Source organism: Bacillus sp. JZ34, from assembly GCF_053903205.1.
In genome coordinates this window covers 3,921,852-3,938,777 of record NZ_CP096403.1, presented here as the reverse complement: position 1 = coordinate 3,938,777, position 16,926 = coordinate 3,921,852, and the positions used below count along the sequence as shown (strand labels likewise).

The 16,926-nt window shown below is 45.8% G+C and carries 20 protein-coding genes; 10 read left to right on the top strand and 10 right to left on the bottom strand.

Annotation, left to right across the window (positions count from 1 at the left end; all coding sequences use genetic code 11):
* Positions 1–141: 141 nt before the first annotated feature.
* Together M1D90_RS20025 and rocF are read left to right on the top strand one after the other, a co-directional pair.
* Entirely contained in the window at positions 142–1,545 is a 1,404-nt protein-coding gene (locus M1D90_RS20025) for an amino acid permease (protein WP_223254835.1), read from the top strand.
* Positions 1,538–2,431, top strand: coding sequence for an arginase (gene rocF, locus M1D90_RS20020; RefSeq protein ID WP_020450126.1), 894 nt, complete (start codon positions 1,538–1,540; stop codon positions 2,429–2,431). The genes M1D90_RS20025 and rocF overlap by 8 nt, the downstream gene beginning before the upstream one ends.
* A gap of 48 nt (positions 2,432–2,479) precedes the next feature.
* Here rocF and M1D90_RS20015 read toward each other — a convergent pair whose 3' ends face one another.
* Positions 2,480–3,352 carry a LysR family transcriptional regulator gene (locus tag M1D90_RS20015; RefSeq protein ID WP_026580522.1) on the bottom strand — a complete coding sequence of 291 codons (873 nt, stop codon included), beginning with the start codon at positions 3,350–3,352 and terminating at the stop codon, positions 2,480–2,482.
* A 121-nt stretch (positions 3,353–3,473) separates the two neighbouring features.
* Here M1D90_RS20015 and M1D90_RS20010 point away from each other — a divergent pair, with 121 nt between their 5' ends.
* The 4 genes from M1D90_RS20010 to M1D90_RS19995 are packed head-to-tail and all read left to right on the top strand — an operon-like array spanning position 3,474 to position 6,196.
* Positions 3,474–4,043, top strand: a complete 570-nt coding sequence (locus tag M1D90_RS20010; RefSeq protein ID WP_020450128.1) for a non-oxidative hydroxyarylic acid decarboxylases subunit B — start codon at positions 3,474–3,476, stop codon at positions 4,041–4,043.
* A 13-nt stretch (positions 4,044–4,056) separates the two neighbouring features.
* Positions 4,057–5,478, top strand: coding sequence for a non-oxidative hydroxyarylic acid decarboxylases subunit C (locus M1D90_RS20005; protein ID WP_456283004.1), 1,422 nt, complete (start codon positions 4,057–4,059; stop codon positions 5,476–5,478).
* A 19-nt stretch (positions 5,479–5,497) separates the two neighbouring features.
* Positions 5,498–5,725, top strand: a complete 228-nt coding sequence (locus tag M1D90_RS20000) for a non-oxidative hydroxyarylic acid decarboxylases subunit D (RefSeq protein ID WP_020450130.1) — start codon at positions 5,498–5,500, stop codon at positions 5,723–5,725.
* Positions 5,726–5,740: 15 nt separating this feature from the next.
* Positions 5,741–6,196: a PNPOx family protein gene (locus M1D90_RS19995; RefSeq protein WP_020450131.1), complete on the top strand. Its 456-nt coding sequence runs from the start codon at positions 5,741–5,743 to the stop codon at positions 6,194–6,196.
* 34 nt (positions 6,197–6,230) lie between these two features.
* On the opposite strand, the gene M1D90_RS19990 is transcribed toward M1D90_RS19995, so the two are convergent.
* The 9 genes from M1D90_RS19990 to M1D90_RS19950 all read right to left on the bottom strand — a co-directional run bounded on the left by M1D90_RS19990 (position 6,231) and on the right by M1D90_RS19950 (position 11,272).
* Positions 6,231–6,677 (bottom strand): hypothetical protein, encoded by a 447-nt coding sequence (locus M1D90_RS19990; protein ID WP_456283003.1) that lies wholly within the window; start codon positions 6,675–6,677, stop codon positions 6,231–6,233.
* Between the two features lie 25 nt (positions 6,678–6,702).
* Positions 6,703–7,044 (bottom strand): hypothetical protein, encoded by a 342-nt coding sequence (locus M1D90_RS19985; RefSeq protein ID WP_456283002.1) that lies wholly within the window; start codon positions 7,042–7,044, stop codon positions 6,703–6,705.
* A gap of 70 nt (positions 7,045–7,114) precedes the next feature.
* Positions 7,115–7,561, bottom strand: a complete 447-nt coding sequence (locus tag M1D90_RS19980; RefSeq protein ID WP_456283001.1) for a hypothetical protein — start codon at positions 7,559–7,561, stop codon at positions 7,115–7,117.
* Between the two features lie 22 nt (positions 7,562–7,583).
* The gene (locus tag M1D90_RS19975) at positions 7,584–8,264 is read right to left on the bottom strand and encodes a hypothetical protein (protein ID WP_456283000.1); all 681 of its coding nucleotides are present in this window, start codon (positions 8,262–8,264) and stop codon (positions 7,584–7,586) included.
* Positions 8,265–8,602: 338 nt separating this feature from the next.
* Positions 8,603–8,908 (bottom strand): DUF4176 domain-containing protein, encoded by a 306-nt coding sequence (locus tag M1D90_RS19970; protein WP_035400541.1) that lies wholly within the window; start codon positions 8,906–8,908, stop codon positions 8,603–8,605.
* Between the two features lie 5 nt (positions 8,909–8,913).
* Positions 8,914–9,180 carry a hypothetical protein gene (locus M1D90_RS19965; protein ID WP_026580529.1) on the bottom strand — a complete coding sequence of 89 codons (267 nt, stop codon included), beginning with the start codon at positions 9,178–9,180 and terminating at the stop codon, positions 8,914–8,916.
* Between the two features lie 10 nt (positions 9,181–9,190).
* On the bottom strand, positions 9,191–10,579 hold the full coding sequence (locus tag M1D90_RS19960; protein ID WP_229105607.1) for a ribonuclease YeeF family protein: 1,389 nt from the start codon (positions 10,577–10,579) through the stop codon (positions 9,191–9,193).
* Positions 10,580–10,596: 17 nt separating this feature from the next.
* Positions 10,597–10,875, bottom strand: coding sequence for a YwqI/YxiC family protein (locus M1D90_RS19955; RefSeq protein ID WP_020450144.1), 279 nt, complete (start codon positions 10,873–10,875; stop codon positions 10,597–10,599).
* Positions 10,876–10,888: 13 nt separating this feature from the next.
* A complete protein-coding gene (locus M1D90_RS19950) occupies positions 10,889–11,272 on the bottom strand; it encodes a YwqH-like family protein (protein ID WP_003178893.1) in 384 nt (127 codons plus the stop codon).
* A gap of 507 nt (positions 11,273–11,779) precedes the next feature.
* Between M1D90_RS19950 and M1D90_RS19945 the strand changes: the two genes are divergently transcribed.
* The 4 genes from M1D90_RS19945 (at position 11,780) to chvE (ending at position 16,926) form a co-directional block, all read left to right on the top strand.
* Positions 11,780–12,769, top strand: coding sequence for a substrate-binding domain-containing protein (locus tag M1D90_RS19945; protein ID WP_079289543.1), 990 nt, complete (start codon positions 11,780–11,782; stop codon positions 12,767–12,769).
* On the top strand, positions 12,762–14,525 hold the full coding sequence (locus M1D90_RS19940; protein WP_396279215.1) for a cache domain-containing sensor histidine kinase: 1,764 nt from the start codon (positions 12,762–12,764) through the stop codon (positions 14,523–14,525). The genes M1D90_RS19945 and M1D90_RS19940 overlap by 8 nt, the downstream gene beginning before the upstream one ends.
* On the top strand, positions 14,518–15,720 hold the full coding sequence (locus M1D90_RS19935; RefSeq protein ID WP_025809532.1) for a response regulator transcription factor: 1,203 nt from the start codon (positions 14,518–14,520) through the stop codon (positions 15,718–15,720). The genes M1D90_RS19940 and M1D90_RS19935 overlap by 8 nt, the downstream gene beginning before the upstream one ends.
* 126 nt (positions 15,721–15,846) lie before the next feature.
* On the top strand, positions 15,847–16,926 hold the full coding sequence (chvE, locus tag M1D90_RS19930; protein WP_020450148.1) for a multiple monosaccharide ABC transporter substrate-binding protein: 1,080 nt from the start codon (positions 15,847–15,849) through the stop codon (positions 16,924–16,926).

Genomic DNA, 16,926 nt, shown 5'->3' with positions numbered 1-16,926 from the left:
GAAATATCAGGAAAATGTTCAGAAGATTTAAAAAATAGTCTATATGTCATAGGGGGAGATGACATTAGGGAGAATGGAAACGGAAGGGGTGAAGGCGGTTTGAACCATGAAAACCGTGAACAATATACACTGAAAAGAACGATGAAATCACGCCATTTGTTTATGATCTCGCTTGGCGGCGTCATCGGAACCGGCTTTTTTCTTGGAACAGGATATACGATCAATGAAGCCGGGCCGATCGGCGCGATTCTTTCTTATTTAGCGGGCGGAATGATCATGTATTTTACGATGCTTTGCCTCGGGGAGCTCGCAGTGGCAATGCCGGTTTCAGGCTCTTTTCAGACGTACGCGACAAAATTTATCGGGCCTGCCACAGGATTTGCCGTCGGCTGGATCTACTGGCTCGGCTGGTCGGTTACGGTTGCTTTGGAATTTCTGTCGGCGGGGCAGCTGATGAAAAGGTGGTTTCCCGATGTCGGCGTCTGGATATGGTGTTTGATTTTCGGTCTGCTGCTTTTTTCGCTTAACGCGCTATCGGCGAAAGCCTTCGGGGAATCGGAATTTTGGCTGTCCGGCATTAAAATTATCGTCATCCTTCTGTTTATTATCCTCGGCGGAGGCGCGATGTTCGGATTTATCGATATGAAAGACGGACAGGCTGCACCGTTCTTTTCCAATCTGATTGGAGACGGAATTTTTCCAAACGGATTCGGCGCGATCTTTATCACGATGATCACCGTCAACTTTGCCTTTCAAGGGACAGAGCTGATCGGGATCGCGGCGGGGGAAAGCGAAAATCCGGAAAAAACGGTGCCCCGCTCCATCAAACAGACGGTCTGGCGGACACTCGTGTTTTTCGGCCTGTCCGTATTTGTCCTGGCGGGGTTGATTCCATGGGAAAAAGCGGGGGTTGTTGAAAGCCCGTTCGTTGTCGTATTTGAACAAATTGGCATTCCGTATGCCGCCGATCTGATGAACTTTGTTATTTTAATTGCTTTATTATCGGTGGCGAATTCGGGTTTGTACGCATCGACAAGGATGCTTTACTCTCTTGCGAAAGAAGGAATGGCCGCTCAGGCTTTAAGCCGGGTCAATAAAAGAGGGATCCCGATGAATGCGCTGTGGATCACGCTCGGTTTTGCGGGTTTGTCCCTCGTCTCAAGCGTAGTTGCCGCGGAAACGCTCTACATCTGGCTTCTGTCTCTAGCCGGTTTAAGCGCACAAGTCGGCTGGATCACGATTACGGTATCACAGCTGCTATTTCGCAGAAGATATGTTAAAGAAGGCGGTAAGGTTGAAGACTTGAAATTTAAAACGCCTCTTTACCCTTATTTGCCGCTGACGGGATTTATTTTAAACAGCGCCGTCCTTGTGAGCCTTGCCTTTGATTCAGAGCAGAGGATGGCATTGTACTGCGGGATTTTGTTCATGTCGGCCTGCTACTTTGTTTATCACGTATTTGTGAAAAAACGCCAGGGTCTTGAGCGACAAGAAGCATTGATCTATCAAAACAAAACAAACGATGAGGTGGTTATTGATGAATAAGCAAGTTTCTCTGATTGGAATGCCGATGGACTTGGGACAGGCGCGGCGCGGTGTGGATATGGGACCGAGCGCGATTCGCTACGCTCATATCGTGGAACGTCTGACCGAGCTTGGCTATGATATCGATGATCTGGGCGATGTGCCGATCAATCGCGATCAGCCAAAAGGAGACGAAGGGCTGAAAAATTTAGTTTCCGTACTCGAAGGAAACCGCAAGCTGGCTGATATCGTCGACAATGTCATCGAGCAGCGCCGCTTCCCGCTCGTGTTGGGCGGAGACCACAGCATAGCCATCGGGACATTGGCGGGGGTAGCCAAGCATTATCAACAACTCGGCGTGATTTGGTATGACGCACACGGCGACTTAAATACGCTGGAGACATCGCCGTCAGGCAACATCCACGGTATGCCGCTGGCGGTAAGTCTCGGTGTCGGCCACGAAAAGCTGGTCAACCTTCACGGCTATACGCCGAAAGTCAAGCCGGAGCATGTCGTCATCATTGGTGCCCGCTCGCTTGATGAAGGAGAGCGCAAATATATCCGTGAAACCGGCATGAAAGTCTACACCATGCACGAAATCGACAGGCTTGGCATGACGAAGGTGATAGAGGAAACGATCGAGTATCTGTCAGCAAATTGCGACGGGATTCATCTGAGCCTCGATCTGGACGGTCTTGATCCGAGCGACGCTCCGGGAGTCGGCACCCCTGTCGTCGGAGGCATCAGCTACAGGGAAAGCCATTTGGCGATGGAAATGCTTTATGACGCAGATATCATTACTTCTGCCGAGTTTGTTGAAGTCAACCCGATACTTGATCATAAAAATAAAACCGGTGAGGCGGCCGTCGAACTGATCGAATCGCTGTTAGGGAAGAAGCTGCTATAACCAATGAAAAGGAGAAGGCATCGGCATGATGCCTTTTCTTTTTTATTATCAAAATAAAGCCAAAAACTCTCTTACGGGCTTCGGCAGAAAACTGCCGGCCCGCCAAACGACAGATGGCTGCAGAATAAACGGATTGTCTTGAATCTCCAATGTCTGAACATGACGCGCAAAATGCGCCGGCAGCATGGACAGCGGCAGAATCGTTGCTCCGAATCCCGAGGTGACAAGGCTGAGGAGCGTTGTAGAATCATGGCACTCACAGACGACCCTCGGCTCAAGGTCCAATGAGTGAAAGTGATGGACGACCTCATCATAAATCCCTTTTCCGTGCGACGGTCTGAGCAGAATCAGCGGCAGACCGGCAATTTCTTTCATTCCGGCTTCCCCTTTTAAGCCATACGACTGATTCCCCGGAAGAACGAGCTTGCATGGGACCTCCGGCAGGCTCTTTGCTTCGATATTTTTGCTGTGGAAAGGCGTTGTCGTGACCGCCGCATCGATCTGCCGGTTTTCCAAGAGCCCGCTCAGCCGTGAAGGCTCACCTTCCCAAATGTTAAACATTAAATTCGGGTACATTTCCCTGATCTTCGAGACTTTTGAGAGCAATAGAGCCGCACAGTAAATCGTTGAACCGACGGCAAGGGTTCCGTTGACTTCTTCACGCAGCTCCCGAACCTCCAAGATGGAATCCTCAAGCTTGTGCAGGATTTCTTTTGCTCTTTTCAAAAACACTTCTCCTTCATAGGTCAGCGTCAGGTTTTTCTTTTTGTTCCGGTCAAATAAAACGACTCCGAGCTCCTCTTCCATCTGCTTCAACTGTCTGGAGAGGGGCGGTTGGGCGATATGAAGCCGTTTCGCCGCCGTTGTAATCTTTCCTTCCTGTGCGATCGTAACAAAGTACTTTAACTGGCGAATATCCATTTTCTCGGCACTCCTTTTTATACCTTTAAAGTATTATATATAGATTTAACAGATATTTTCAATATGGTAAATAGAGGCGTATCATTTTAACTGAAGCACCAAGAGGGAAAGGGGGGCGCATATGAACATCATCGTCGGAATTACGGGCGCGACCGGCGCGATATTTGGCGTGCGGATGCTGGAGTGGCTGAAGAAAACCGACGCAGAGACACACCTAGTCATCTCTCCGTGGGCAGCGGCAACGATTCTGCACGAAACGGGATATACGATGAAAGACGTAGAAAAGCTCGCATCTTTTACGTATTCCCACAAAGACCAGGCGGCCCGCATTTCAAGCGGTTCCTTTCAAACGGACGGAATGATTGTCGCACCGTGCAGCATGAAGACGTTGGCGGGCATTCGCACCGGTATGGCGGATAACCTGTTGACCCGTTCGGCGGACGTCATGCTGAAGGAACGGAAAAAGCTTGTGCTGTTAACAAGGGAGACGCCGCTGAACCAGATTCATCTTGAAAACATGCTTGAGCTGACAAAAATGGGCGCGGTGATCCTGCCGCCGATGCCGGCTTTTTATAATCATCCCCAAAATCTGACCGAAATGGTCGACCATATCGTATTCCGGACGCTGGACCAATTTGGAATCCATCTGTCTGAAGCGAAGCGCTGGGAAGGAATGAAACAGAAGAAATAAGGAGGATAACAGAATGGCTTATCAAGATTTTAGAGATTTTTTAAACACGCTGAAAAAAGAAGGACAGCTTCTTGAAGTTCAGGAAGAGGTGAAGCCGGAACCCGATTTGGGTGCCGCTGCACGCGCCGCCAATAACCTCGGAGACAAATCACCCGCTCTTTTATTCAACAACATTTACGGCTATAACAATGCCCAAATCGCCCTGAATGTCATCGGCTCCTGGCCGAACCACGCGTTAATGCTCGGCCTTCCGAAAGACACGCCGGTCAAAGAACAGTTCTTTGAATTCGCACGCCGCTATGATCAATTTCCTGTAAAAGTGCAAAGAGAGGAGACAGCGCCGTTTCACGAAAACGACATCACAGAAGACATCAACCTGTTTAACATTCTGCCGCTCTTCCGCATCAATCAGGGCGACGGCGGCTTTTATTTAGACAAGGCATGCGTCATTTCCAGAGATGTCGAGGATCCGGAACACTTCGGCAAACAAAACGTCGGCATGTACAGACTGCAGGTAAAAGGAAAAGACCGTCTCGGCATTCAGCCCGTCCCGCAGCATGATATTGCAATCCACCTGCGTCAGGCTGAAGAGCGCGGCGAAAACCTGCCTGTCACGATTGCGCTCGGCTGCGAACCGGTCATTGCAACGGCGGCATCCACACCGCTCTTATACGATCAATCAGAATACGAAATGGCAGGGGCCTTGCAAGGTGAACCTTATAAAATCGTCAAATCAAAACTGTCTAACTTAGATATCCCATGGGGCGCGGAAGTGGTTCTCGAAGGTGAGATCCTGGCGGGCGAACGCGAGTATGAAGGCCCGTTCGGCGAGTTTACCGGCCACTATTCAGGCGGAAGAAGCATGCCGATCATCAAAATCAAGCGGGTCTGCCACCGCAACAACCCGATTTTTGAACACCTGTATTTAGGCATGCCTTGGACTGAGGTTGACTACATGGTCGGCATTAATACATGTGTGCCGCTTTACCAGCAGCTAAAAGAGGCCTATCCGAATGAAATTGTCGCGGTAAACGCGATGTATACACACGGCTTGATCGCCATTGTCTCAACGAAAAGCCGCTACGGCGGATTCGCCAAAGCTGTCGGCATGCGCGCGCTGACGACGCCGCACGGCCTCGGCTACTGCAAAATGGTGATCCTCGTTGACGAAGACGTCGATCCGTTTAATCTCCCGCAAGTGATGTGGGCCATTTCAACGAAAATGCATCCAAAACACGATGCAGTCATTATCCCGGATTTATCCGTTCTGGCGCTTGACCCGGGTTCTGAACCGGCGGGAATCACCCACAAAATGATCTTGGACGCGACAACACCTGTGGCCCCGGAAACAAGAGGACACTATTCACAACCGCTCGATTCCCCTATAGGAACGAAAGAGTGGGAAGCGAAACTAATGAATCTGCTAAATCAATAAAAGAGGAGAGTGTTTCATCATGCATACATGTCCGCGCTGCGAATTAAAAAAAGCGGAAACCGTCAGCAAGTCACCCGTTGAAGGAGCCTGGGAAGTTTATCAATGTCAGCACTGCTTTTTCACTTGGAGATCATCGGAGCCGGAGACGATCACAAATCCTGAAAAATACAATCCGGCCTTTAAAATCGACCCTTCTGAAGTCGAAACAGCCGTACAAGTGCCAGCGGTTCCAGATCGGAAAATCTAAAGGGAGGCATCCGGCATGGCTCAGCTATCAAACGAATTATTTCAGCTGTTAAACGGAGAGAAACTCGCCGGAAAGCGGCGCGAAGCGATGATGCTCCAGACCGTCACAGAAGAAGGCTGGCCGCACACAGCGATGATCAGCGCCGGCGAAATCCTCGCCTTGAACAAAACCGACATCCGCCTGGCTCTCTGGCAAGGCACAACGACAACCGCGAACATCGCGAGAACAGGCCGGGCGCTCTTCGTCACTTGCTGGAAAGGCAAAGCACATTATGTGCGGCTGTCTTTAAAAAAACTGCCCGAATTAAAAGACGCCAAACACCCGAGAGCGCGCTTCGCCGGCACCGTCGAAGCGGCCCGGGAAGATATCGCAAAATACGCCGATATCATCTCCGGCGTTCAGATTGAGCTGAAGGATGAAGCGGCGGTTTTGCGGCGGTGGGAAGAGACGCTGGAGGAGCTGAGGAACTGAAGAAAAGGACCATGGCGAACCATGGTCCTTTCAATTATTTCTGCAGCATCTTATTCGTCACTTTATAAGCCAAGATACAGCCAATTGTAATAAAAATAATCGCGATCGAAAGGATCACGAGCTTTTCAGCAACGGTATATATCGACATAGGAAGAATAACAGCGCAGACGGAAAACACGCCGCCAAAATAAACAAACAGGATCAGCGGCTTTTTGTATTTTTTCCAAATTACTTGATTAATCCCGTTTCTTTCGGGGGCTGCCGGATGTTTGCGGTCTTCATCTTTCATCAGTTTATTTAGCAGCACATAAATGAGAAATGCGAATAAAGTTGCCGAGAAAATATTAAAACAGAGGATAAACAGCTTTTCTCCCAGACTCATCACCGGATTCAGAACAGAGCTGAGAACGGAGCCGCATACGAAAAACAGGTAGACGGATAAGATAGCTTTGTTTCTTGGTTTTTGTAGAAATTTAGACATTCAGATCTCTCCAATCGTAAATGATTTAAACGCTGAAAATGAGATGGATCAGAAAAGAAAAAATATAAAAGATGATGATGCTTAAAATGCCTCTGCCCAGAAGATAGAGGGCGAAATACAGTTTTCTCAGGAACCAGTTGTATTTTAATAGCCGTTTGTAAACAAAGTAACCGGTTCCGACAAGAAGAAAAACGAGTGTATTTGTGATTTTATGGGACCATTTTTCAGGTTTTAAAAAGACCATTTTTTCATATTCAATGATCATGTGACTCGCAATGATTAAAAAACCCAAACTGTAAGCGAAATGAGCGGCCAACATACCGGCGATGAAATATTCGGTATATTCAACAAAAGTTTCTGGTGACATCATTACTCCTTTATGAATGGCGGACTCCAGCGTTTTTTAACAAAACTTTTTTTCTGCTAAAAAAAGCTTCTCATTCTTCGTCAGGCATTCTTTCCAAACAAGACCGGTTCAGCATTTGATTCGCCGTTTGATAAACAGTAAAAAAGCCGCCAGATATCACGGCAAACAAAATTGCAAACACGCCGGATTTCCAAGCGAGTGAGAGTTCGGGCATGAAAAACACGGATGTTCCCACAATCAGGATGCCGACGAAGTAGAAAGAGAGCATGAACGGTTTTCTGTATTTCTTCCAAAAGATTTTCGCGACGATGTTGCATCGGGGCGCGCTTTGATCTTTCTTCGGCTTATTTATGAACACATAAGTGATGATGGCGAATAAAGAAATTGAAACGAACATAAATCCGATGACGGCAAGCTTTTCCTTCCAGTTCATTGAAGGTTTGACAAGGCCGGTCAAAATAATGATTGCTGCAAGTAGGGAATAAACTGAGAGAATGATTTTATTTCTGCCTTTCAAACATGACCTCTCCTTGTGTGCCTTAAATCCTATGCTGTCTGATGATATCTTGATTCGCTTTGATGAAGAAGTATTTGTGGATGAATTTGACCCCCATCATAGAAAATAAACAAGCCATAAGCAGATAGACGGTACACATCAACAAATAAACGGCAGACTCGGAAACTCGCAAAACGGCATGACTTATTACAAAACCGCCTGCCGGAACAGCTGCCAGGAGCATCCTTGTCGGAGCTGCTGTCTCCCTTTTGCCTTTTTTAGAATCAGGGAAAACAACCAGGTAATACCGGATGACGAGGAAGATAAAGGCGGCAAAAATGAATAGGGACAGACTGATCAGCGGTACATGAAAACCGATAGCAGAAACCATCATTTTTAGCGCTGTGATCAACTGGCAATATGACATCCCGCTGAATGATACACCCATAAAACGAACATATTGAAGGTGATGATGATATCCGGTCATGCTTTTGGTATTCATGATGATCATCCATATATTGATCAGGATAGCAACAGGAACAGCGGCGAATATGAAAAAATCTACTTTGTTCACCAGCACAGGTAATATGCTTAAAATATCCAGCATCAACACGATAAAACAAGCCATTCCCCATTTCGTTTCCCGGCTGATGGGAGCTGTCAAATGAGACTGAATATTGGTAGGTAAATCTTTGTATAGTATAGTATCTTTCAATTTAAGCAAGCTGTCTTTCCTCCGGTGTTGAAAATGAACATAAGAGAAAGCATCCCGGGAGAGATGCTTTCGGAAAACATTTACTTATTAGTGTGATTGATTAATAATTGTACAATGTTTGTATATTTTTTTACCTATTTGAAACTCCCTAAGAAAATTCTGTTGCATATCTTATAACCTATAAAGATAACTATACTCAACATAACAAATTGAATGGTAAATAAACCTAGTCGTTCGCTCCATGGTATATCAGGAATGACTACAGCGCTAAACCCTATTCCAAATGTAAAAAAGCAGTAGATGAATATGACTATCTTTTTTCTGTAATTCTTCCAAATTTCCAAATGTTAAATCTCCTTATCGTGCATTTTAGGACCTAAAGTTTTTTTGTAGTTGAGTTCTTCATTTGTTACATAGCCCATGTAAAGGATTTCTTCTATCATATGGTGATTAAAGAATAGGTTGTAGTCTTCGGTAATATTGCCTTCAGGATATGGGACTGAAACATAATCGAATTTTTTTTGGCTGGATGATTGAATTTGATTTCTTCCATAAACCATGACAGGTTTGCGGACGCTCTTGATTTTCACTACTGTACCGATAGGAAGCCAATCTTCAGATATATGTTCTTCGTCTTTTTTTTCGTTAAACATGATGCTTATTCCTCCGATTTTCCATTTTTTCGTTGTAATTCAGGATGTTTTTTAAGCCAAATTTTTTTTCTGTAAATATGTAAGATGATTGGAAAAATGAAAAAGAATATGCTAATAACTGATATTGCAAATGGAATCTCTGAAGGCGCTTGTTCTGCTAGGCCCCATATCGCCATGATGACAAAAAAGATACCTACTACAGGGAATAAAATAGTGAAGATTATCATAGCTTCATTTATTTTTTTATTTAGAAAATCCTTTCCATGATTCATAAAAAGCCTCCTATTCGTCTTTTTCGGCTCCTAATTTTAAACCGATGCCCACACCGGCGGCGACTTTAAGTTCAGTTTCTGTCCCGAGTTTAGCTTCAACACCTGCTCCTCCAAAAGTAAATTCAACACCGATATACGGATTATAATCCCAGCCAAACCATTCTTCAAGAGGTTTATAGCCGTTCCAGTTAAATGGGCTGACAACGACTTCTGCGTCTGCAATGCTTGCCGAAGCTCCTATGCCGACTCCATAGTCTTCTATACCTGCACCTGCCTCGGCATGACCGATATCAATACCAACACGCACAGGTGAATTTTCGTGATCGAAGTTTGCCTTTATTCCATTAACTTCTCCTTTAGCACCCATGAAATTGTTTGTAGCATAATTGTCTACAAATTTATCTGGATGATATGGAACACTGATTTCGCCTTCGACGTCTCCCAACTGAAAATAAGTTTCTTTTTCATCTTCTCCTTTATCTTTAAAACCTTTATTTGTATCTAAAATACTTGCATCAAAATTCATATCAACTTCATAATCTTTTCTTGAATACTTAAAACTGGCATTTCCAGCACCAGAATACCCAAATCCCCCTGTTACTTCTGTTTTAAATTCTCCGTCAACTTTCTCGTTACTTGATGTATTACCTATACCATAAAACTCTTTTACAGTGTTCGACTTTTTACCATTCTTAATATTATCAATTTCAGTTGAACTAGTATTCCTTTTCTGCAATTCATTAAACAGGTTTTGAATTGCAGGTTCTTTTTTTAAAACACTGGAAGAGTAATTTTGAATCTCAATCTTCGGCCCCGTATACATCCTCTCCAGCTGCTGGATGTACTGCTTCATTGTGTCGAGGTCATCCCTCGCCGCTTTTAGCGCATTTGTCTGTTCGCGGTCAAAGGTATGAAGCTTTTCAAGCGTCTCGCTGATTTGTCTTTGGGCTTTTTTGGCGTTTTCGTTGACGGCTGAATCGTCGAGATCGGGCAGGTCGACGATGTTTTTGACCGTTAGAATAGTCATATTGGCTTTTGACGTCAATCTGCCTGTCAGCGATTCGGCTTGACTGACGCCGTCATGGAGTTCGTTTTCAAGAAAGCTTTGCGAGATAAAGCCGTTTTGGTTCGGTTCAAGGGAATGAAGTGCGCTTTTCGTCTTTTCTAAAAGTCCTTTATAGTCGGAAATAAAAGATTCATAAAAAAGAAGAAAAGTGGTGTGGCACTCTTCATAGAACGAGCGGATCGCTTCACCGCCCGCGCCTTTTAAGGCGTCGTCAAGGGAGGTGAGACCTTTGACGCTTTGTTTGACTTTTGAAATCTCGTCAGTCTGGTTTTTTAATTCGGTCAGCGTTTTGTCTAGGCCGGTTTGAAAAGCCTGAACATCTAGAGTTTTCAATGCGTAGTCCCTTCCTTCTACTTGGCTTTGATCGATGACGACAGCTTTTTGTCGGCGTCTTTTATAGCGTTGACAGCCTGTTCGGTTTGCGCAATCTGTTTAGCGAGAGCCGAAGCGTATGCTTTTGTCAGGCTTTTCAAATCTTTGTTCATGCTTTCGATTTTTTTGACGACGTCAAGGTTGTTTTTGCCGCTGATATCTGTCGGCACGTTCGGTTTTACAGCTTGGGCTGAATGCTTCAGCTTCGAGAGCGCCTGTTTGACTTCGCCTGTTTTGACTTTGATTTCTTGACCCATCGTAATCACTCCTTTAGCGGCGGGCTTCTCTTTCTTCTTTTTCCAGCTTTTCAATTTTCGTTTTTAATGAGCTGATATCCTTACCTAGTGAATCAATGTCATCATTTAAGGAAGAGATTTTCTCTTTTAATTGTTTAAACACTTCATTTAACTGTTTTCCGCAAATATCATTGTAGGCCGTTTTCATATCGCTTCTAACATTTTTAAAAGAATCAGCAAGGCTGCCCTGCCATGTTGTCGGCGACAGTTCGGGCTTTTTGATGCTGTCTTTTGAATCGTCAAATTCCTTTTTATCTGCTTCTAATTCAGTTTGGCAATTTTTCAGTTGTTCGAGCTGTTGTTTTTTGATGAGAAGTGTACCTTGCAGCCCGTATAAAACTGTTTTTTCCCAGATCATGTTACTGCCACCTCCCGGAAATTTGATTCAAATGACCTGTTGGGATCCGTTCATTAAAGGACCTTATTAATGTTACAACATGGTATAAATGAGTTGAATAGGAAAAATGTACCGTGATTAAAGGATCGAATCAAGCGGTGGAGCAGGGGATTCCTTATTATGACTGCGATTTTGCACATTTCTCCATTTTCTTTCAAGGACAAAGGTCATGGTTCCTAGGGCTGTGTTTTTTGTGATATTTATTTTTTGTTTCACAAACTTTAAGGTAATTTTAAGAAAGAGGCGATCTTGTCGAACACTAAACAAGGTTTTTCGGGCAAAATGTCAAATAGATTAGATATTTCATATAAACAAGGGGGGAAATTGTCTGTTTGTGATGAAAAAGGGGACGGGCGAAATTTCTGTCAGGATGCCTCAGCTGGATTCTAAGAAAAATATGCGGCCAAATATATACTTCATGATAGATTGTAAACGCTGTCTTGTCCTCTGACCAACAGGGGGATGAAGATGAAGAAGCTGTTAGTTGTTTATGCCGTGATGCTTTGTTTGTTTTTTCTGTATGTCTACGACTACTCCCGGGGCGATAAAACCGGATCTACAGAAGCAAGCAAAAGGCCGGCGGCCGGAAGTCTGTCCGAAAAATATGTGATGGTCACGTTTCAATCGGGAATCGAATATTGGAAGAGCGGCCTGAAAGGCTTTGAGGATGCCGCGCAGCTTTTCAACGTCTCTGTCGAGTATCGGGGGGCGGCCCATTATGATGTCCATGAGCAGACGACCGTCCTTGAGCAGGTCATTGCAAAAAAGCCGGCGGGGATCGCACTTTCGGCAATAGATCCCAAAGCTTTAAACCCTGTCATCGACAAGGCGCATGAGCAGGGTATCCCGCTCGTTTTATTCGATTCAGACGCCCCGCTCAGCAAAGCCTCTGCATATGTCGGCACAAATAATATGAAAGCGGGTGCTGAGGCCGCAAGGCGAATGGCCGAGTTTTTAGATGGAAAGGGAGAAACCGCAATCATTACCCAGCCGCGGCAGTACAATCACCAGGAAAGGACGAAGGGCTTTGAACAAACGATCAAGCAAAAATACCCGAACATGAAGGTCGCCGCGGTTTTGGACGGAAAAGGGGATGAGCTGACGTCGAAAAAAGAAGCAGCGAAGATTCTGGAAAAAAATCCATCCATTAAAGGGATTTTCACGACAGAAGCCAATGGAGCGAACGGTGTGGCCCGGGCTGTGAAGGCGGCGGGACTTGAAAGGGAAGTATGTATTATCGGCTTTGATAAAGACAAGAAAACGCTGGACGGCATCAAAAGCGGGTCGATTTCCGCGACAATGGGTCAGGACACATGGCAAATGGGCTATTGGTCGCTGCACATGCTGTTTTTCTCAAATCACCATTTGAAGCATGAACGCCCGCTTCCGGCAGCGATCGATACAGGCATTACGATCATAACGAAAGAAAATGTGGCAGCCTATTATGCGAATGATTAAACGTTTGATCAACAATGCGCCGATCCGTCATAAGCTGATCAGCCTTCTCTTGTTAATCAGCATGCTGCCGACGATCGGCCTCGGTATTTTATCGGGATGGGCCGTTGAAAATATTATTGAAAAACAGGTGATCGACCAAACACTGCAGCTGATCGGCGAAGTGAACAAGACGGCTGAAGTATATGTCAGCCACATGCAAAACCTGACATATTTAATATCAATGAATGAAGAAATGGAAGCATTTTTTAATCATGAAAAGGAGGATGGAGAGGCGGATTATAAGCGAAGGACGTTTTTGCAGGGCCTGACTTCTTTATATTCCGAAGCCGCGGGCATTCTCGTCGTCAATGATAAGGGTGAGATGATCAGCAATGAGATGTATGAACGGACGCCGACAGATTTGACAAAAGAACCGTGGTATCTGGCGGCTGTAGCTAATGAAGGGATTTTCAAGATGATCGGAAAGCCTGTCAACCGGAATATCAGAAGCCATGTGCACTACAGAGAAGACGAGGTCGTTTCTGCCGTCAGAGCTGTTATCGATCCTGAGACACAGCGTGTGAAAGGTGTTGTACTCATCGATTTGAAGCTGCGCGTCCTCGCAGAAGCGACAAAAAATATCCGCTTGGGGAAAACGGGTTATTTGATGATCATGGATGAAAATGGCGGCAATATTTATGCACCGGAGACCTCAAAGCTGTTTCTGCCGAAAAAGTGGTTCAGTCAAGACCGGTCCGGATATTTTTCGAAGCGGATCAAGGGAGAGGAATATCAATTCATTTATGAGACGTCTTCCTTTACGAACTGGACAACGGTCGGCGTTTTTAAAGCGGGTGAACCCGTATTCGAAGTGAAGGAAATCCACTTGTATGTGCTTTTGTTTTTACTGACGGCGGCGTTTCTCGGAATGTCTGCTTCCTATTATTTGTCCCATTCCATGTCGCGGCCGATTTTGAAGCTGAATGCTGTCATGAAAACGGCGGAAAGCGGGAATTTTTCAACATTTTATCAGGAGGAAAGGGAAGATGAAATCGGGCTTTTGGGAAAAAGCTTCAATCGCCTGATGATGAGAATCAGAGAGCTGATGTCGGTCACAGAAAGACAAGAGCGCCAAAAAAGAGAAGCCGAATTAAGGGCGCTGCAGGCGCAGATCAACCCTCATTTTCTCTACAACACGCTGGATACAATCAATTGGATGGCGAGGAAGAAAGGAGCGGTAGAGGTCAGCGGTCTTGTGCAGGCTTTATCCAAGCTGTTCCGCATCTCCTTGAGCAAAGGGAAAGATATCATTCCGCTGTCTGATGAATTTGCACATGTTGAAAACTATTTGAAAATCCAAAAAGCGCGATACCGCGAAAAATTAAACTACTCAATCGAAATGGCCGGACTTTGTGACGACCGCCTGATATTAAAGCTCGTGCTTCAGCCGATTGTCGAAAATGCGATTTATCACGGAATTAAAGAAAAAAAGGGGCCGGGTCATATTACGATCAAAGGCATGGAGGAAGACGGCTCGCTGATTATCAAAATCGAGGATGACGGAGCCGGAATGGATGAAGAGACGCTAAAGCAAATAACCGATCAATTCAAACACAGGGATGATACAGCGGGCTACGGCATGATCAACGTCCATGAACGGATCGCCCTTACATTTGGCGAGCCGTACGGTTTAACGGTTCAAAGCCGAAAAGGAGCCGGAACCGCCGTCACAATACGGCTCCCAATCTTAACAAAAGGGGGAACAAGCCTTGAGTGAATGTTGGCGCGTACTGATTGCCGATGATGAACCGTGGATTCGGGAAGGAATACGGGATGCCGTCTCTTGGGAGCGCTATCAAATGTCGGTGTCGGCTGAAGCGGAGAATGGCGAGGAGGCATTTGAGCTCGCTCTCAAACACGGCATCGACTTATTGATTGTCGACTTGAATATGCCGATCGTCAACGGAATCACGCTGATGAAAAAGCTCCGCGGCGCCCTGCCGCAGTGCCGCTTTGTCATCGTGACGGGCTACGATCAGTTTGCATACGCGCAAGAAGCAATCCGGCTGAATGTCGATGATTATTTGTTAAAGCCGGTCGATCCCGCTCATCTGGAACAAGTGCTCGAAAAGATCAGCTTGTCGCTGGCAGCTGAAAAAAAGAAGCTCAGCGAGCAAAAGCTTGCCGAGCAGCATATTCAACAAAACCTCGGCCTTCTGAAAGAGCATGTTTTCAGAAGCTGGATCGAAGGCCGGGCAGTGGAAGAAGGCGTTTACCGGCAGCTCGAATGCCTCCGTCTGCCGGCCCGCGATCCTGAGACGCTCGGTGTCATCGCGGCCGGGCATGTATGGAACAAGCCGTTTGAAGCCGACAGTCTGAAAGAAAAAGTAGAACGCTTCTTTGTCGCTGAACGGGATAAGGCTGTTTTTTTCGACGGAGACCGCCTGATCGTCGCCTGCCTGTGGCGCTCTGTTACAGAAGCTGAACAGCAGGCGCTTGCAGAGATGATCGAAGCTGAAATGCAGGCAAGCGCCGCCGTCTGCTTCGCGAAGCTTGCTGAAAACGGCCGCTCAGCCGCGCAATGCTATCAGCATTGCAGACAGCAAGTCTCGAAAGCATTTAATATCTCGCCGGTTGTCACGAGGGCCAAAGAATATATGCAAAAGCATTTCACTGAAAGGGAGTTTTCTTTAAAACAGACGGCGGATGCGCTTCAAGTCTCGTCCGTCTATTTGAGCAGGATCATGAAGAAGGAGCTCGGCATGACATTTGTTCAGCTTTTGACCGAGATGCGCATAGATCAAGCGGTTCACCTGTTAGAGACAACCCCTCTTTCGATTCACGATATTGCCGAACAAACGGGGTATGATACACAGCACTATTTCAGCACGGTATTTAAAAAAACGATGGGGGTATCTCCCAATCAGTACCGACGCATGTCGGGAATTGAACGAACAGGGAGAAAATTGTAATGTAAGCGCTTTAAAAAAGTATGATTTTTATAAAAATAGTTAATTAATTCAAAAGACGGACCTTCGAAAGACATGGTACAGTTGGCATGATTCATGATGGGAGAAATCAAAAGGGGGATACCAAGCATGAAAAAATGCTGGCTGTTGATCACTGCAATGCTTTTCTGTCTTATTGTTTCCGCCTGTTCGGGGAATCAGGCGAGCGGAGGTGGAGACAAAGGCTACGTCGGAATCTCAATGCCGACAAAGTCATCGGAACGCTGGGTGTATGACGGGAAATATATGGTGAAAGAGTTTGAAAAACTCGGGTATAAAACGGATCTGCAGTATGCGGAAGATGTCGTTGAAAACCAAGTCTCACAAATCGAGAATATGATTACAAAAGGCGTCAATGTCCTCGTCATTGCTTCGATTGACGGGGAAGCGCTGACCGACGTCCTTGAAAAAGCAAATAAGCAGGATATTAAAGTCATTTCCTATGACCGGCTGCTTATGAACAGCAAACATGTCGACTATTATGCGACATTTGACAATCATAAAGTCGGAGAACTCCAAGGGAAATATATTGAAGAAAAGCTTGGCTTAAAAGACAAAAAAGGGCCGTTCAACATCGAATTGTTCGCAGGATCGCCCGACGACAACAACGCGCATTTCTTTTTTGACGGCGCCATGTCTGTTTTGAAGCCTTATATCGATTCGGGCAAATTAAAGGTATTGAGCGGCCAGACTTCATTTGAGCAAGGTGCGACGCTCAGGTGGGACGGCGCAACCGCGCAATCCCGGATGGACAATTTGCTGAGCGCGCATTATACAAAAGCGAAGCTTGATGCGGTGCTTTCACCTTATGACGGGATCAGCATCGGAATCATTTCCTCTTTAAAAGGTGCGGGCTACGGATCGAACAAGAAGCCGCTGCCGGTTATTACGGGACAGGATGCGGAGCTTGCTTCCGTGAACTCGATCATTAAAGGGGAGCAGACCTCAACCATTTTCAAAGATACGAGAGAGCTGGCGAAAAAAGCCGTTGAGATGGCGACATCCGTCTTAAAAGGCGAAAAAGCGGAAGTCAATGACACAAAGACGTATGACAACGGAGAGAAGGTCGTTCCGTCCTATTTGCTTGAGCCGGTCGTCGTCGATAAAGAGAACTATAAAAAAGTGCTCGTTGACGGCGGTTACTATAAAGAATCGGAATTAGGGAAGTGA

Bases quoted from the DNA above. Each gene is read 5' to 3' on its own strand.
- M1D90_RS20025 (WP_223254835.1), top strand. From the start codon at position 142: ATGAAATCACGCCATTTGTTTATGATCTCGCTTGGCGGCGTCATCGGA.
- rocF (WP_020450126.1), top strand. From the start codon at position 1,538: ATGAATAAGCAAGTTTCTCTGATTGGAATGCCGATGGACTTGGGACAG.
- M1D90_RS20015 (WP_026580522.1), bottom strand. From the start codon at position 3,352: ATGGATATTCGCCAGTTAAAGTACTTTGTTACGATCGCACAGGAAGGA.
- M1D90_RS20010 (WP_020450128.1), top strand. From the start codon at position 3,474: ATGAACATCATCGTCGGAATTACGGGCGCGACCGGCGCGATATTTGGC.
- M1D90_RS20005 (WP_456283004.1), top strand. From the start codon at position 4,057: ATGGCTTATCAAGATTTTAGAGATTTTTTAAACACGCTGAAAAAAGAA.
- M1D90_RS20000 (WP_020450130.1), top strand. From the start codon at position 5,498: ATGCATACATGTCCGCGCTGCGAATTAAAAAAAGCGGAAACCGTCAGC.
- M1D90_RS19995 (WP_020450131.1), top strand. From the start codon at position 5,741: ATGGCTCAGCTATCAAACGAATTATTTCAGCTGTTAAACGGAGAGAAA.
- M1D90_RS19990 (WP_456283003.1), bottom strand. From the start codon at position 6,677: ATGTCTAAATTTCTACAAAAACCAAGAAACAAAGCTATCTTATCCGTC.
- M1D90_RS19985 (WP_456283002.1), bottom strand. From the start codon at position 7,044: ATGTCACCAGAAACTTTTGTTGAATATACCGAATATTTCATCGCCGGT.
- M1D90_RS19970 (WP_035400541.1), bottom strand. From the start codon at position 8,908: ATGTTTAACGAAAAAAAAGACGAAGAACATATATCTGAAGATTGGCTT.
- M1D90_RS19965 (WP_026580529.1), bottom strand. From the start codon at position 9,180: ATGAATCATGGAAAGGATTTTCTAAATAAAAAAATAAATGAAGCTATG.
- M1D90_RS19955 (WP_020450144.1), bottom strand. From the start codon at position 10,875: ATGGGTCAAGAAATCAAAGTCAAAACAGGCGAAGTCAAACAGGCGCTC.
- M1D90_RS19950 (WP_003178893.1), bottom strand. From the start codon at position 11,272: ATGATCTGGGAAAAAACAGTTTTATACGGGCTGCAAGGTACACTTCTC.
- M1D90_RS19945 (WP_079289543.1), top strand. From the start codon at position 11,780: ATGAAGAAGCTGTTAGTTGTTTATGCCGTGATGCTTTGTTTGTTTTTT.
- M1D90_RS19940 (WP_396279215.1), top strand. From the start codon at position 12,762: ATGATTAAACGTTTGATCAACAATGCGCCGATCCGTCATAAGCTGATC.
- chvE (WP_020450148.1), top strand. From the start codon at position 15,847: ATGAAAAAATGCTGGCTGTTGATCACTGCAATGCTTTTCTGTCTTATT.